The sequence below is a fragment of the Allgaiera indica genome (assembly GCF_900106675.1).
Classification (GTDB): Bacteria; Pseudomonadota; Alphaproteobacteria; order Rhodobacterales; family Rhodobacteraceae; genus Acidimangrovimonas; species Acidimangrovimonas indica.
In genome coordinates this window covers 172,686-188,554 of the sequence record NZ_FNOB01000007.1, presented here as the reverse complement: position 1 = coordinate 188,554, position 15,869 = coordinate 172,686, and the positions used below count along the sequence as shown (strand labels likewise).

General features: G+C 66.6%; 10 protein-coding genes. 2 read left to right on the top strand and 8 right to left on the bottom strand.

Annotated features, from left to right (window positions below):
* Positions 1–12: 12 nt before the first annotated feature.
* The 3 genes from BLV97_RS08525 to uvrA all read right to left on the bottom strand — a co-directional run bounded on the left by BLV97_RS08525 (position 13) and on the right by uvrA (position 5,515).
* A complete protein-coding gene (locus BLV97_RS08525; protein ID WP_081825114.1) occupies positions 13–501 on the bottom strand; it encodes a cytochrome c-type biogenesis protein in 489 nt (162 codons plus the stop codon).
* 7 nt (positions 502–508) lie between these two features.
* Positions 509–2,485 (bottom strand): heme lyase CcmF/NrfE family subunit, encoded by a 1,977-nt coding sequence (locus tag BLV97_RS08520; RefSeq protein WP_035844292.1) that lies wholly within the window; start codon positions 2,483–2,485, stop codon positions 509–511.
* Between the two features lie 144 nt (positions 2,486–2,629).
* Positions 2,630–5,515, bottom strand: coding sequence for an excinuclease ABC subunit UvrA (gene uvrA / locus BLV97_RS08515; protein ID WP_035844294.1), 2,886 nt, complete (start codon positions 5,513–5,515; stop codon positions 2,630–2,632).
* Between the two features lie 331 nt (positions 5,516–5,846).
* Here uvrA and BLV97_RS08510 point away from each other — a divergent pair, with 331 nt between their 5' ends.
* A complete protein-coding gene (locus BLV97_RS08510; RefSeq protein WP_035844238.1) occupies positions 5,847–6,212 on the top strand; it encodes a rhodanese-like domain-containing protein in 366 nt (121 codons plus the stop codon).
* Between the two features lie 356 nt (positions 6,213–6,568).
* On the opposite strand, the gene BLV97_RS08505 is transcribed toward BLV97_RS08510, so the two are convergent.
* The 5 genes from BLV97_RS08505 to ilvD form a co-directional block, all read right to left on the bottom strand.
* Positions 6,569–7,765, bottom strand: coding sequence for an MFS transporter (locus tag BLV97_RS08505; RefSeq protein WP_035844240.1), 1,197 nt, complete (start codon positions 7,763–7,765; stop codon positions 6,569–6,571).
* Positions 7,766–7,843: 78 nt separating this feature from the next.
* On the bottom strand, positions 7,844–9,238 hold the full coding sequence (gene lpdA, locus BLV97_RS08500; protein ID WP_035844242.1) for a dihydrolipoyl dehydrogenase: 1,395 nt from the start codon (positions 9,236–9,238) through the stop codon (positions 7,844–7,846).
* A gap of 111 nt (positions 9,239–9,349) precedes the next feature.
* Positions 9,350–9,943, bottom strand: coding sequence for a DUF924 family protein (locus BLV97_RS08495; RefSeq protein WP_035844244.1), 594 nt, complete (start codon positions 9,941–9,943; stop codon positions 9,350–9,352).
* A 74-nt stretch (positions 9,944–10,017) separates the two neighbouring features.
* Positions 10,018–11,343, bottom strand: a complete 1,326-nt coding sequence (locus BLV97_RS08490) for an MFS transporter (RefSeq protein WP_035844246.1) — start codon at positions 11,341–11,343, stop codon at positions 10,018–10,020.
* Between the two features lie 906 nt (positions 11,344–12,249).
* Positions 12,250–14,085, bottom strand: coding sequence for a dihydroxy-acid dehydratase (ilvD, locus tag BLV97_RS08485; protein ID WP_035844248.1), 1,836 nt, complete (start codon positions 14,083–14,085; stop codon positions 12,250–12,252).
* A gap of 218 nt (positions 14,086–14,303) precedes the next feature.
* Here ilvD and BLV97_RS08480 point away from each other — a divergent pair, with 218 nt between their 5' ends.
* A complete protein-coding gene (locus BLV97_RS08480) occupies positions 14,304–15,743 on the top strand; it encodes a DEAD/DEAH box helicase (RefSeq protein WP_035844250.1) in 1,440 nt (479 codons plus the stop codon).
* Positions 15,744–15,869 lie beyond the last annotated feature (126 nt).

The window sequence follows — 15,869 nt, the reverse complement described above, 5'->3', positions numbered from 1 at the left end:
AGGAACCGAGCGTCACTCACGCATGATCTCGGCCAGGCGGCGCTGTTCCTCGGGGGAAAGCGCGGGGCCGCTGTCGGGCATGCGGCGACGGCGGCGCTGGGTGTAAAGCGCGATCGCCAACCCCAGCAGCAGCATCCCGGGCGCTGCGGCCCAGAGGATCAGGTTCGCGCCCCGCGTGTTGGGCTTGAGCAGCACATACTCGCCGTAGCGCGCGACGATGTAGTTGACCACCTGGCTGTTGGTGTCGCCCGCCACCAGGCGCTTGCGCACCAGCACCCGCAGATCATGGGCAAGCGCCGCGTCGGAATCGTCGATATTCTCGTTGCGGCAGACCAGGCAGCGCAGCCCTTTCGAGATTTCCTCGGCCCGCGCCTCCAGCTTGGGGTTCTTCAGCATCTCGTCGGGCTGCACCGCCAGCGCGGGCGCGGCCAGCACCAGCGGCAGCGCGGCCGGCGCGACCAGCGCCAGGATCAGCGCAAGGCGTGCAAGCAGGGTTTTCATCGCCAGGTCACTCCGCGGGCACGGCCTGGGCGGGTGCGGCCTTGCGCGCGCCCGCGGCGATGCGGTAGCGGCGATCGGTCAGGCTGAGCAGCCCGCCAAGCGCCATGATGATCGCGCCGGACCAGATCCACATGGCGAAGGGCTTGATATAGGTGCGCACCGCATACCCGCCGCCCTTCTGTGCATCGCCCAGCACAAGATACAGGTCGCGGGTGAACCCCGGGCGAATCGCGGCCTCTGTCGTGGGGGTCCCAGCGACGGGGTAGAAGCGCTTCGAGGGATGCATCACCGCGACCTCGCGGCCATCCTTGGTCACCACCATATCGGCGACGCGCGCGGTGTAGTTCGGACCCTGCACCTGATGCACATCCTTCAGCGTGATGTTGTAGCCGCCGACATCGTAACTTTGCCCCAGCCGGGCGACGCGAATGTCCTGCACCTGCCAGGCCATCACCCCCGCGATCCCGATGAAAGTGATCCCAAGCCCCGCATGGGCGGTCACGCGGCCCCAGTCGGCCCGCGGCAGACGCGTGATCCGGCCCAGCCGCGCCATCGGCCCGCCGCGCCCGGTGCGGCTGGCCAGATCGGTCAGCGCGCCCAGGATCAGCCACACCCCAAGGCCCACGCCCAGCGGCCCCAGCGCGCTGTGCCCCGACTGGACCGCATAGACCAGCAGGGCAACCGCCACCGCCAGCACCGCGCCGCCGCGCAATGGCAACGCCGCCCGCGCCAGCCGGCCGCGTTTCCACGGCAGCAGCGTCCCGATCGGCAGGATCACCGCAAGCGCCATCATGAACGGCGTGAACGCCAGATCGAAGAACGGCGCGCCCACCGAAAGCTTGCGGTTGAAGGCGAGTTCCGCCACTAGCGGCCAGATCGTACCGATGAAGACCACGAAACAGGCGACGGCCAGCAGCACGTTGTTCAACACCAATGCGGTCTCGCGGCTGACGGTGGAAAAGACGCCCTTGGCCTCCATCGCCGGCGCCCGGATCGCGAACAGCGTCAGCGCCGCCCCCATGAAGGCCGCGATCAGCCCCAGGATGAAGACCCCGCGCGTCGGATCGGTGGCGAAGGCGTGGACCGAGGTGATCACCCCCGAGCGCACGATGAAGGTGCCGATCAGCGAGAAGCCGAAGGCCAGGATCGCCAAGAGGATCGTCCAGGCCTTCAGGGTCTCGCGCTTTTCGACCACGATCGCGGAATGCAGCAGCGCCGCGGCGATCAGCCAGGGCATGAAGCTGGCGTTCTCGGTCGGGTCCCAGAACCAGAAGCCGCCCCAGCCAAGCTCATAATAGGCCCACAGCGACCCCAGCGCGATGCCCACCGTCAGGAACATCCAGGCGGCCAGCGTCCAGGGCCGCACCCAGCGGGCCCAGGCGGCATCCACCCGTCCCTCGATCAGCGCCGCGACGGCGAAACTGAACGACATCGAAAGCCCGACATAGCCGAGGTAAAGGAACGGCGGATGGAAGGCCAGGCCGGGATCCTGCAGCAGCGGGTTCATCCCGAAGCCGTTCATCGGCGCCGGATCGACCCGCCAGAACGGGTTCGAGGTGAACAGGATGAACAGATAGAACGCCACGCCGATCAGGGCCTGAATGCTTAGCACCCGGGCCCGCAGCGCGGGCGGCAGATTGCCGCCGAACCAGGCCGCGCAGGCGCCGAAAAGCGACAGGATCAGCACCCACAAGAGCATCGAGCCCTCGTGATTGCCCCAGACCCCGGCGACCTTGTAGAGCATCGGCTTGAGGGTGTTGGAATTGTCGACCACCAGGCGCAGGCTGAAATCGTCGGTGACGAAGGCATAGGTCAATGCAGCGAAGGAAAACGCCACCAGCAGGAACTGGGTGGTGGCTGCGGGTTCGGCCACGGCCATCCAGCCCGGCCATCCCTTCTGCGCCCCGATCATCGGCAGCACGGTCTGCACTGCCGCCACGAAAAGCGCCAGAACCAGCGCGAAATGTCCGAGTTCTACGATCATGGCGCCGATCATAGGCCGGCAAAGCCCCGCCGCCTAGGGCCTGCGCGCACCGGTCGCACGATTGTTTGCAGAATTGCTGTGCGGCCCGGTTGTCAGGCGAAGCCCGCCGACAAAACGGCCTCGCGACCTTGCGAGATCACCGATCTATTCGGCCGCCACCCTGCCCTTCGGCTTCAGCATGTCCTTCAGATAGCGCCCGGTATGGCTGGCCGCGACCTTGGCAACCTCCTCGGGCGTGCCGGTCGCGACGATCGCGCCGCCGCCATCGCCACCTTCGGGGCCGATGTCGATGATCCAGTCGGCGGTCTTGATGACATCCAGATTGTGCTCGATCACCAGGACCGTATTGCCCTGTTCGACAAGTTCATGCAAAACTTCAAGAAGTTTGCGTACATCCTCGAAATGCAAGCCAGTTGTGGGTTCGTCGAGGATATATAGCGTGCGCCCCGTCGCGCGCTTCGACAGCTCCTTCGAGAGCTTCACGCGCTGCGCCTCGCCGCCCGAAAGCGTCGTCGCCTGCTGCCCCACCTTGATATAGCCCAGCCCCACGCGCACCAGCGCATCCATCTTCTCGCGGATCGCCGGCACGGCCGAAAAGAACGCCTGCGCATCTTCAACCGTCATGTCAAGAACGTCGGCTATGCTCTTACCCTTGAACTTGATTTCCAAGGTCTCGCGATTGTAGCGCTTGCCCTTGCAGGTCTCGCATTCGACATAGACGTCGGGCAGGAAATGCATCTCGATCTTGATCACGCCGTCGCCCTGGCAGGCCTCGCAGCGCCCGCCCTTGACGTTGAAGCTGAAGCGCCCCGGCTTGTAGCCGCGCGCCTTGGCCTCGGGCAGACCCGCGAACCAGTCGCGAATCGGCCCGAACGCCCCGGTATAGGTCGCGGGGTTCGAGCGCGGCGTCCGCCCGATCGGGCGCTGGTCGATGTCGATCACCTTGTCGAGATGTTCGAACCCCTTGATCGTCTCGCACGGTGCCGGCGTCTCGCGCGCGCCGTTCAGCCGCATCGCGGCGGTCTTGTAAAGCGTCTCGATCGTCAGCGTCGACTTGCCCCCGCCCGATACCCCGGTGACGCAGACGAAGCGGCCAAGCGGGAACTCGGCCGTCATCTCGCGCAGGTTGTTGCCGGTGGCCTTGACCACGGTCAGCTTCTTGCCGTTGCCCTTGCGCCGGGTGGCCGGCACCGCGATCTCGCGCGCGCCCGACAGGTACTGCCCCGTCAGGCTGGCCGGGTCCTCGGCGATCGCCTCGGGCGTGCCATGCGCCACCACCTGGCCGCCATACACCCCCGCGCCGGGGCCGATGTCGAAGACGTAATCGGCATGGCGGATCGCGTCCTCGTCATGTTCCACCACCAGCACCGTGTTGCCCTGGTCGCGCAGGTTCTTCAACGTCTGCAACAGCCGGTCGTTGTCGCGCTGATGCAGCCCGATCGAGGGTTCATCCAGCACATAGAGCACCCCCGTCAGCCCCGAGCCGATCTGGCTGGCCAGCCGGATGCGCTGGCTCTCGCCGCCCGAAAGGGTGCCGGCGGCGCGGCTCATGGTCAGGTATTCGAGGCCGACGTTGTTCAAGAATCCCAGCCGCTCGCGGATCTCCTTCAGGATCGCGCGGGCGATCTCGTTCTTCTGGGCCGACAGCGCCGCGGGCACGGTCTCGGCCCAGGCGTAGGCCTCCTTGATCGACATCTCGACCACCTGCCCGATATGCAGAAGCTTGTCCCGCCCGCCTTTGGCGGGACCGATCTTCACCGCCAGGGCCTCGGGGCGCAGGCGGTAGCCCTCGCAGACATGGCAGGGGCGGTTGTTCTGGTAGCGTTCGAATTCCTCGCGCACCCAGGCGCTGTCGGTCTCGCGGTAGCGGCGCTCCATGTTGGGGATGATGCCCTCGAAGATCCGGCTGACCTGGTAGACGCGGCCGCCGTCATCATAGCGGAACGCGATCTCCTCCTCGCCCGAACCGTACAGGAATATCTGCTGCACATGCGCGGGCAGATCCTTCCAGGCCTTGCGCTTGTCGAAATTGTAATGCTTGGCCAGCGCGTCGATGGTTTGCAGGAAATAGGGCGTCTTGCCCTTGCGCCAGGGCGCCAGCGCGCCGTCGGCCAGCCGCAGCGCCGCGTCCGGCACGATCAGCCGTTCGTCGAAGAACAGTTCCACCCCCAGCCCGTCGCATTCCGGGCAGGCGCCGAAGGGGGCGTTGAAGGAAAACAGCCGCGGCTCGATCTCGGGGATGGTGAAGCCCGAAACCGGGCAGGCGAATTTCTCCGAGAAGGTGATGCGGTCGGGATCGCCCTCGGCGGGGGCGGTTTCCAGCACCGCGATCCCGTCGGCAAGGTCAAGCGCGGTGCGCAGGCTGTCGGCCAGCCGCGTCTCCATCCCCGCGCGCACCACGATGCGGTCGACCACCACGTCGATGTCGTGGCGGAACTTCTTGTCCAGCGTGGGCGGCGCGTCAAGTTCGTGGAACTCGCCGTTCACCTTGACGCGCTGAAAGCCCTGCTTGCGCAGTTCGAGGAATTCCTTGCGGTATTCGCCCTTGCGGTCGCGCACGATCGGGGCCAGCAGATAGGCGCGCGTGCCCTCCTCCATACCCATGATCCGGTCGACCATGTCCTGCACCTGCTGCGCCTCGATCGGCAGGCCGGTGGCGGGGCTGTAAGGGGTGCCCGCGCGCGCGAACAGAAGACGCAGGTAATCGTAGATCTCGGTCACCGTGCCGACCGTCGAGCGCGGGTTCTTGCTGGTGGTCTTCTGCTCGATCGAGATCGCCGGGCTGAGGCCCGAGATATGGTCGACATCCGGCTTCTGCATCATGTTGAGGAACTGGCGCGCATAGGCCGAAAGGCTTTCGACATAGCGGCGCTGACCCTCGGCATAGATCGTGTCGAAGGCCAGCGACGACTTGCCCGACCCCGAAAGGCCGGTGATCACCACCAGCCGGTCGCGCGGGATGTCGACATCGACCCCCTTGAGATTGTGTTCGCGCGCGCCGCGCACCTCGATCTGTTTCAGTTCGGCCATCTCGATCCCCGATCCACCGAGACACAGATAGGCGATCATGGCCGAGTCTCCAATCGAAATATGAGAACGTTCCAAGAACGCGGCGGCGGGACGCCCAATTGCCGCGCGCAATGTCGGCCGTCGGACGATTCGCATGCTTCCGCGCCCCCCAGTCGCCGGATCGCGAATTCGCACGGAAATCCGCCGCTTCCGAAGCGGTGCCAGCCTTCTCGGCACGCGGAAGTTGCGAAAACTCTATATTCACAGTTATGAATATTTTGTGCTATAGGGGGTTGAACGAACAGCGACGCCGCCCCAGATGCTGGGGACAGGACAGACAAAGGGAAACGCGATGCTTTCTTTTCTCAAGCCCAAGGGCGGCGCCGTGGGCCGCATCAGTGCCGCAGACGCGGTCCAGAAGGCCGCCGCAGGTGAGATCACCCTGATCGACGTGCGCGACGCGGGCGAGATCCGCTCGACCGGCAAGGCCAAGGGCGCGCTGCATATCCCGATGGCGCGGCTGGCGATGGTCACCGATCCCAAGAGCCCCGATTTCGACAAGCGTCTGAAGACGGACAAGCCGGTGGTGCTGTATTGCGCCTCGGGGGCACGGTCGCAGATGGGCGGCCAGCGGATGGCGGGCCTCGGCTATGAAAAGGTCTTCAACCTGGGCGGTTTCCGCGAATGGGTTTCGGCGGGCGGCCCGGTCGAGCGCTGAGGCGCCGGACCTGGCGCCGACGCGGCCCACAAGCGGTGTCGGCCCGTCCAGCATAGAATCGGCGGTGCCTGGGACTCCTCCCTCATTTCCCTCCCTGCACCGACGCGAAACGGGCGCCGCCTCCCCGGCGCCCGTTTCTAATTCCACGGCCCGGCACCGTGTCTGGGCAGGAGGCCCGCGCCCTTCGCCCCCGCGCCCTTCGCCATTGTCGCGCGCAGCAACGGCGCCGGATTGGCGGCCCCAAGCATCTTTCCGCCGGAAAGAGCGCACAGAGCGCGCCTTCGCACTCTAACAGGTTCGAGCACCCGACCCGGGTCCGGGGGGTGACCCCGCTGGCGCCGCGGCCGGCATCCGGTTCAATGGCCGCGCGTCCGGCGCCAAGCCATCCACTGGTGCGCGGCAAGCCCGCCCAGACAAAGCGGCACCGAAAAGACAAGCACGCCCGTCGCCGCCTGTCCGGCGATCAGCGCGGTCAGCAGCGGTGTGCCGGTGGCGGTGCCCAGATTGCCCAATTGCGCAATCGCACCGGCGGCGCGGGCCCGGTCTTCGGAGGTGCGGTTCAATTCCGCGATCGCGGCGAAGCTGCCGCCTTGCACCAGCCCCAGCGATCCCGCCAGCGCCAGCAACGCCACCGTCATCGCGGCGCCTTCCCCCCAGACCAGCCACAGCGACAGGGCTGCAACCGCCGCCAGCGCGAATCCCAATTGCACCAGACGCACCGCCGAAAGCCAGCGCAGGATCTGCACCCCCAGCGTCAGCGACACCGCGATGGCGATCAGTGGCATGCCTTCGGACACCCAGCCGTGCAACGCCGGCGGCATCTGTAACGGCATCAGCGTGACCAGGGCCACGAACATCAGCGTGTAGAACACGAATCCCGCCGCCGGCGCCGCGACAAAGGGCGAACGGTAGATCGCCAGATGCTGGGCCAGCAGGCCTTCGCGCGGCCGCGGCCACGGCGCGGCCGCGGGGCGGTCGGCGGAATGGTCGGCGGGCAGCATCGGCCAGAGCAGGGCCGCAAAGACCGCCATATAGGCCGCATGGGCCGCGAACAGCCCCGCAATACCGAAAGCCGCCACCAGCACCGGCGCAATGAGCGCGCTCGCCGCGAAGGAGACCCCGAAGAACGAGGCCCACAGCGACATGGCAAACCCGTTGTGCCGCGGCGCCGTCACCTCGGCGATCAGTACCGGCCCGGCGACCACGATCGCCAACTGCGACGCGCCTTCCGCCACGCGCGAGGCCAGCATCCAGCCATAGCCCGGCATCCCCGCCTGAAAGGCCGACAGCGCCGCGCCCAGCATCAACCCGCCGACCAGCACCCGGCGCGGCCCCAGCCGCACCACCAAAAGCCCCGCGGTTGTGCCGAAGATCAGCCCGACGATGCCCACCACCGACACCAGCCAGGATGTAGCCGCCGCTCCGCCATAGTCACGGGCCATCGGGGCGAAGATCACCGAAATCTTGGCGAATTGCGCCGCCGCCCCCAGGCCCGCGCCCCAGATGGTGAACACGATCAGGAAATTGGTGCGGGGCGCGGCGGCGTCGCTCATGCTTTCCGCCTAGCCGGTTGCGGACAGCGGCGCCAGTTCAAAGGCGCCGATATCCGCCGCCGCGCGGGAACCCGGCCGTCAGAAATGGATCGCCCGGCCATAGGCGGCCAGCACGGATTCGTGCATCATCTCGCTGAGCGTCGGATGCGGGAAGACCGTGTTCATCAGGTCCTCCTCGGTGGTTTCCAGCTGGCGGCCCACCACATAGCCCTGGATCAGCTCGGTCACCTCGGCGCCGACCATATGGGCGCCCAGAAGCTCTCCGGTCTTGGCGTCGAAAATCGTCTTGACCATGCCCTCGGCCTCACCCAGGGCAATCGCCTTGCCGTTGCCGATGAAGGGAAAGCGGCCGACCTTGATGTCATGGCCCGCCTCTTTCGCCTTGGCCTCGGTCAGGCCGACGCTGGCCACCTGCGGCTGGCAATAGGTGCAGCCCGCGATGGCGCCGGGGCGCACCGGATGCGGATGTTGGCCTGCGATCAGTTCGGCCACCATGACGCCTTCGTGGCTGGCCTTGTGCGCCAGCCACGGCGCGCCGGCGATGTCGCCGATCGCGTAAAGGCCGTCGACCCCGGTGCGGCAATATTCGTCCACCACCACATGGGTGCGGTCGACCTTCACGCCGAGGGCCTCCAGGCCCAGCCCCTCGACATTGCCGACGATGCCCACGGCCGAGATCACCGTGTCGAATTCGGCGGTCGTGGTCTTGCCGCCCTGCTCGATCGTCGCGGTGACCTTGTCGGCCTTACGGTCGAGCTTCTTGACCGTGGCCTTTTCGCGGATCGTCATGCCCTGCTTTTCGAACTGCTTCCTGGCAAAGGCCGAAATCTCGGCGTCCTCGACCGGCAGGATCCGGTCCATCACCTCGACCACCGTGGTCTTGGCGCCCAAGGTATTGTAGAAGCTTGCGAATTCGATGCCGATCGCGCCCGAGCCGATGACCAGCAGATCCTTCGGCTGATGCGGCGGTTGCAGCGCGTGCTTGTAGGACCAGACGCGCTTGCCGTCGGCTTCCAGCCCTGGCAGGTCGCGCGCGCGCGCCCCCGTCGCCAGCACGATATGCTTTGATGTCAGCTCCTCGGTACCATTCTCGGTCTTGACGCTGACCACGCCCTTCGCGGGCAGCGTGGCCTCGCCCATCACCACGGTGATCTTGTTCTTCTTCATCAGGTGCGCGACGCCCGAGGTCAGCTGCTTTGCCACCCCGCGCGACCGTTTCACCACCGCGTCCAGATCGTAGCCGATCTTCTCGGCCGAAAGGCCGAATTCCTTGGCGCGGTGCATCAGGTGGAACACCTCGGCCGAACGCAGCAGCGCCTTGGTCGGGATACAGCCCCAGTTCAGGCAGATGCCGCCCAGGTGCTCGCGCTCGACGATGGCCACGTTCAGGCCCAGCTGCGCCCCACGGATCGCGGCGACGTAGCCCCCCGGCCCCGCGCCGATCACGATCATGTCGAATGCCTTGGACGCCATGGGCGCACCTCCTTGCAAAAAGTAGTTTGGTATTAAACCAGTTCTCCAGCCAGAGCAATGCGCGCCAGACCGACCCCCAGGCGCCGCGCCATCCGCGGCCGGTCACCGCCGCTAGCGCGCGCCCGGATCCCGGGCCTTCAAGGCCTGCAAAATCTGCGCATAGCCGCCATTTTCCAGGAAATCGACCTCTTCACGACTGCTCGTCCGCCCCAGCGCTGCGTTACGATGGGGGAACCGGCCGAAGCGGCGGATCACCTCTTGGTGGGCGCGGGCGTGAATTAGGTTGTCGGCGCCCGTCTTTGGCATCCGCTCCGCGATCAGGGCGACGCAGCGGGCCTGATCGTCGGGGTCCTCGTGATGCATCAGGGGCAGATAGAAGAACTGGCGCTGGGGTTCGGGCACCTGCATGTCCCACCCGGCGCGCATGGCGGCATCGGCGGCCATGCGAGCCTTGGCGTCGGTCGCGAAGGCACGGTCGGAGCCGCGCCAGATGTTGCGCGGGAACTGATCGGTGACGATCAGATAGGCCAAGGCCGGCTCCGGCCCAGAGATCCAGTCGGTCAGCGCCCCGTCCCAGGCGTGGCCGCAAAGCGCGGCGAAACGGCCGCGGATCTCGGCGTCCAGCGCCTCGCCACCGGCGTACCAGCCCTTGGGGCCGACCTCGGAAAGCCAGTAGTCCAGAACCTCGGAATAGCTGTGCGTCATGGGACGGGCTCCTTGTCGCAGGCCTCCTGATGGACGCAAGTTTGCACCTTTCTCCTGGCCGCGCAACGGGGGCCTCAAGGATCGACGTGATCCTTGGCCCGATCCGCGGTCCGGTCCGCATCATGCGCCGCCCGATCGGCCTCTGACGCGTCTTCCGATATCTCCTCGGCCTCTTCGACGGCGGCCTCGAAAACCGCGTCGACCGCCAGCGCCGAGGCCGAAGGGATCACCGCCGCGAAGGCCCCGGTGTCGGATACCGGGGTGGAGGGCCGGCGCGTCATCCGCCAGATCGCATAGGCCGACATCAGGGCCATCAGCACGCCGATGAACAGGAAGAACCCGCCCGGCCCCATCTTCGACATGATCCAGCCGGTGATTACCGGCCCCAGAATTGCCCCGAGCCCGTTGATGAAGATCAACCCGGCCGAGGCCGCGGGCATGTCCTCCTTGTCGAGGTAGTCGTTGGTATAGGCGATCAGCAGCGAATAAAGCGGGTTCGAGATCCCGCCCACGATCAGCGCGACCCCCAGCAATGCGACGAAGGGCAAGGCCAGGAAGGCGGCCGTCACCGCCACCACCGCGCCGACCGCCGTGGAACCGACGATCAGGCGGCGCCGGTCCATCCGGTCCGATGCCCAGCCGATCGGGTATTGGAACAGCATGCCGCCGACATAGATGGTGCCGACGAAGGTCGAGATTTCGCGCACGCTCAGCCCCTGCTGGGTGCCCCAGACCGAGGCCATGCCAAACAGCGCCGAGAACACGCCGCCCAGCAGGAACACACCGATGCAGCCCAGCGGGGAAATCCGGTAAAGATCGCGGAAGGACAATGGCTTGGTGGTCTCGAACACTGGCGCCGGCGCGATCGACAACAGGATCGGCGTGAAGGCCAGCGACACCAGCACCGAGGGAATGACGAACAGCGTGAACCCCGAGGGGCTGGCGACGTTCATCAGCCCCTGGGCGGTGACGATGCCGATCATCTGCATCATCATGTAGAGCGACAGCGATTGGCCCCGCGTCTCGTTGGTGGCGGAATTGTTCAGCCAGCTTTCCGCGGTGATGTAGACCCCGGAAAAGCTGAACCCGATCAGCACCCGCAGCAATATCCAGCTTTGCCACTGCACCAGCACCGGATACAGCACCAGCACCGCCGAGATCAGCGACCCCAGTGCCGCGAAGACCCGCACATGCCCGACCCGGCGGATCATGATCGGTGTCATCCGCGACCCGAACAGAAAGCCCAGGAAATAGGCCGACATCACCAGCGACATCTGAAAGGTCGAAAACCCCTCGATCCCGCCGCGGATACCCAGCAGCGTGCCCTGGACGCCGTTGCCGACCATCAAGAACATCACCCCCAGAAGCAGGGGCCAGGAGGCGGCAAGTACCTGGATCATCGCGTCACTCCGAATGTCTGCGCCCAGCCCTAGAGGCGGCTCGAAGACCGGTCGCATCACCACGCGACATTTTCAAGCCCGTCCGCGCCGGATGGCGGCGATCGGCCGGCACGAGACGGCGCGCACGCCACCCCAAACGGCGACCAATGTGCAGGCGGTGGCCCCGAAGCCGCATCGCCGACCCGTGCGAACGGCACGGACGTGTCACACGGCGGTGCCTTGAATGCCCGCGCCGCCCGCGCATCGGGGCCCCAATCGGCCCGCGATGCCTTGCGCAATTATCGCCCGAAAGGCGACAATAATACCGTGGGGCGCAGACTGGTTCCAACGAGAAGCTTCGCGACGTCAAGAAATGCTGCGACGCCACCTGAACTGAAGCCTTCAGTTATTTGTTATTATTATATTTATTTCCACAAAGCCACGGCACGGGCCCGCTTTGTGCGGCCCGCAGCCGGGCCCTGGGGGCGCTGGAACTGACAGGCCGGCGCGCGCGCCTACGCGGGCCCGAACTGGGGCTTCGGGGAAACCTGCGCCAAGTGGGACCGCATCGGCCGACCATGCACTTGCGAAGGGCCGCGCGCACGATCGCCCTGCCGGGGCTTGACGCCAGGACCCCCACCATCGGAACGGCATTCGCGCTGGTCTATCTCGTCGAGGTTGCTCGTCGGGCTTGCACTGGCCGCCAGCGCCCTTGGGCCAGCTGGCGCGGCACGTTGCGCGGCCAGGCCCCGTTCGGCGCAGCGGCCGCTAAGCCGCCGATCGCCGTACGCGAGGGGCGCGCGCCCGCCCGGCATGGCGCATCCGATCGCGGAATGGCCCAAGCCCCCCGAACCCGCATGATAGGGCCGTCACGGCGATCGCCCGGTCGGCGCTGCCGCCGCGTTTCGCCCGCGGCGGCCTGCAAGATCATTCCGGCAAGATGCGCACGCCGCCCCGCGCGGCCGAAGAGGCCAGCAGCGCATAGGCCTTCAGCGCCGTCGACACCGCGCGCTTCCTGGGCTGCGCGGGTTTCCACGGCAGCGGCCCCTTGGCCGCGCGGCGTGCTTCCAGCGTGGTCGCGTCGACCGCCAGATGGATCGTGCGGCCGGGGATGTCGATCTCGATCCTGTCGCCATCCTCGACCAGGCCGATCAACCCGCCCTCTTCCGCCTCGGGGCTGACATGGCCGATCGACAGACCCGAAGTGCCACCCGAAAACCGCCCGTCCGTCAGCAGCGCGCAGGCCTTTCCCAGCCCTTTCGATTTCAGATAGGAGGTCGGGTACAGCATTTCCTGCATCCCCGGCCCGCCGCGCGGACCCTCATAGCGGATCACCACCACCTCGCCTTCGCGCACCTTGCCGGTCAAGATGCCCGAAACCGCGTCGTCCTGGCTCTCGAACACCTTCGCGGTGCCGGTGAATTTCAGGATCGAATCGTCCACCCCCGCCGTCTTCACGATGCAGCCGCGCTCGGCGATGTTGCCAAACAGCACCGCCAGGCCGCCATCCTTCGAAAACGCATGATCGGCCGCGCGGATCACGCCCGTCTCGCGGTCGCGATCCAGCGCCTTGTAGCGGTTCTGGGTGGAAAACGCCTGCGTGGTGCGCACGCCGCCGGGCGCGGCGCGGTAGAATTCGTCCACCGCCGCGTCATTGGCGGTGATCACGTCCCATTTCTGGATCGCCTCGCCCATGGTCTCGGTATGGATGGTGCGCGCGTCGGGATGGATCAGCCCGGCGCGGTTCATTTCGCCCAGGATGCCCATGATACCGCCGGCGCGGTGGACATCCTCCATATGCACATCCTGCTTGGCCGGTGCCACCTTGCACAGCACCGGCACCTTGCGGCTGAGCCGGTCGATATCGTCCATGGTGAAATCGACCCCGCCCTCATGCGCGATCGCCAGAAGGTGCAGCACGGTGTTCGTCGACCCGCCCATCGCGATATCCAGGCTCATCGCGTTCTCGAAGGCCTTGAACGTGGCGATCTCGCGCGGCAGCAGGCCCTTGTCCTCCAACTCATAATGGCGGCGCGTGATCTCGACGATCTTGCGCCCGGCCTCGAGGAACAATTCCTTGCGATCGGCATGGGTGGCCAGCATCGAGCCGTTGCCCGGCAGCGCCAGCCCCAGCGCCTCGGCCAGGCAGTTCATCGAATTCGCCGTGAACATCCCAGAACACGAGCCGCAGGTCGGACAGGCGGCCTTTTCGACCTCCAGTACCTGTTCGTCGGTGTAGCGGTCGTCGGCGGCCATCACCATGGCGTCGACAAGGTCCAGGTCATGGTCGATCACGTCGGGGCTGATCTTGCCCGCCTCCATCGGCCCGCCCGAGACGAAGATGCAGGGGATGTTCAGCCGCATCGCCGCCATCAGCATGCCGGGCGTGATCTTGTCGCAATTCGAGATGCAGACCATGGCGTCGGCGCAATGGGCATTGACCATGTATTCGACGCTGTCAGCGATCAACTCGCGCGAAGGCAGCGAATAGAGCATCCCATCATGACCCATGGCGATGCCGTCATCCACCGCGATGGTGTTGAATTCCTTGGCGACGCCGCCGGCGCTTTCGATCTCGCGCGCGACCATCTGACCCAGATCCTTCAGATGCACATGGCCCGGCACGAACTGGGTGAACGAGTTCACGACCGCGATGATCGGCTTGCCGAAATCCTCATCTTTCATGCCGGTTGCGCGCCACAGCCCCCGGGCGCCCGCCATGTTGCGGCCATGCGTGGATCTGCGAGAACGATAATGGGCCATGGGATCCCCCTCCAATGCGTCCCTAGCTGGATAGCCCTCTGCCCGGCGCGGTGCAAGGCGCAGCCCGCACAGGCAATTGACCTTTCGTGCCTTTTCCGCTAGGTCCAATCCCATTCTCCGGGGCCACGGCCTGACGGGGGCAAGACTGACGCCGGGACGCCCGGACAATCGCGTCCCATAACCCAGCGCGGCCCGATGCCGCGCCGACTAGGACGCTGATGACCAAATTCACCGATCTCGCCTTGGATCCCAAGGTGCTGAGCGCCGTCGCCGAAGCCGGCTATGAAACCCCCACCCCGATCCAGGCCCAGGCGATCCCGCATGCGCTGGAAGGCCGCGACGTGCTGGGCATCGCCCAGACCGGCACCGGCAAGACCGCCAGCTTCACGCTGCCGATGATCACCCTGCTCGGCAAGGGCCGCGCCCGCGCCCGGATGCCGCGCAGCCTGGTGCTGGCGCCGACGCGCGAACTTGCCGCCCAGGTGGCCGAGAATTTCGACATCTACGCCAAGAACACCAAGCTGACCAAGGCGTTGCTGATCGGCGGCGTCAGCTTCGGCGAGCAGGACAAGCTGATCGACCGCGGCGTCGACGTGCTGATCGCCACGCCCGGCCGTCTGCTGGATCATTTCGAGCGCGGCAAGCTGCTCTTGACCGGCGTGCAGATCATGGTGGTGGACGAGGCCGACCGGATGCTCGACATGGGGTTCATCCCCGATATCGAGCGGATCTTCCAGCTGACGCCGTTCACCCGGCAGACGCTGTTCTTCTCGGCCACGATGGCGCCCGAGATCGAGCGGATCACCAACGCCTTCCTGCACAATCCCGCCCGTGTCGAGGTCGCGCGCCAGGCCACTGCCTCGGAGACGATCGAGCAGAAGCTGTTCTCGTTCACCCCCTCGCGGCGTGATCGCAGCTTCACCGAGAAGCGGGCGCTGCTGCGCGCGCTGATCGAGGTCGAGGGTGAGGCCTGTCAAAACGCGATCATCTTCTGCAATCGCAAGGTCGATGTAGATGTGGTAGCCAAGTCATTGAAATCGCACGGCTTTGATGCTGCCCCGATTCATGGCGATCTGGACCAGTCGCAGCGCACCCGCACCCTGGACGGGTTCCGCGACGGGACGCTCAGGTTCCTTGTGGCGTCGGACGTGGCGGCGCGTGGGCTGGATATTCCGGCGGTCAGCCATGTGTTCAACTTCGACGTCCCCAGCCATGCCGAGGATTACGTCCACCGCATCGGCCGCACCGGCCGCGCCGGGCGGCAGGGGCGCGCCTACACGCTGGCGGTGCCGGCCGATGACAAATATCTGTCGGCCATCACGTCGCTGGTCAAGATGGACATCCCCGCCGGTGAGGTGCCCGAATTCAGTGCCGCCCCCGAGCGGCCGCGCCGCGAGAAGGACGACCGCAAGGACGAGCGCAAGGAAGGTGGGCGCGGCCGCAGCCGTGGCGGCCGCAGCCGCCGTGACGAGGCGCCCCGCGAAGAGCCGGCCCCCGTGGTGGCCGAACCCGCGGCCGCCGAAGCCCCGAAGCCCGAGCGCCGCAAGTCGGAGCGCCGCGAAGGCGAACGGCGCAATGGTCGGCGCGAGGAAGACGCGGTCGTCGGCATGGGCGATCACATGCCCGATTTCCTGACCCGCAGCTTCAAGACTTCGTAGACGGCCTCTGCCCCGTGGCGCCGCGCAAGGGCGCGGCGAATGCCGCGTCGCCGTCGGCCTTTTCCGCACGGTCCCGGGCGGCCGGATCGGCTTAGGCGAAACGCGCGGCGCCTGGCCCGACCCCGG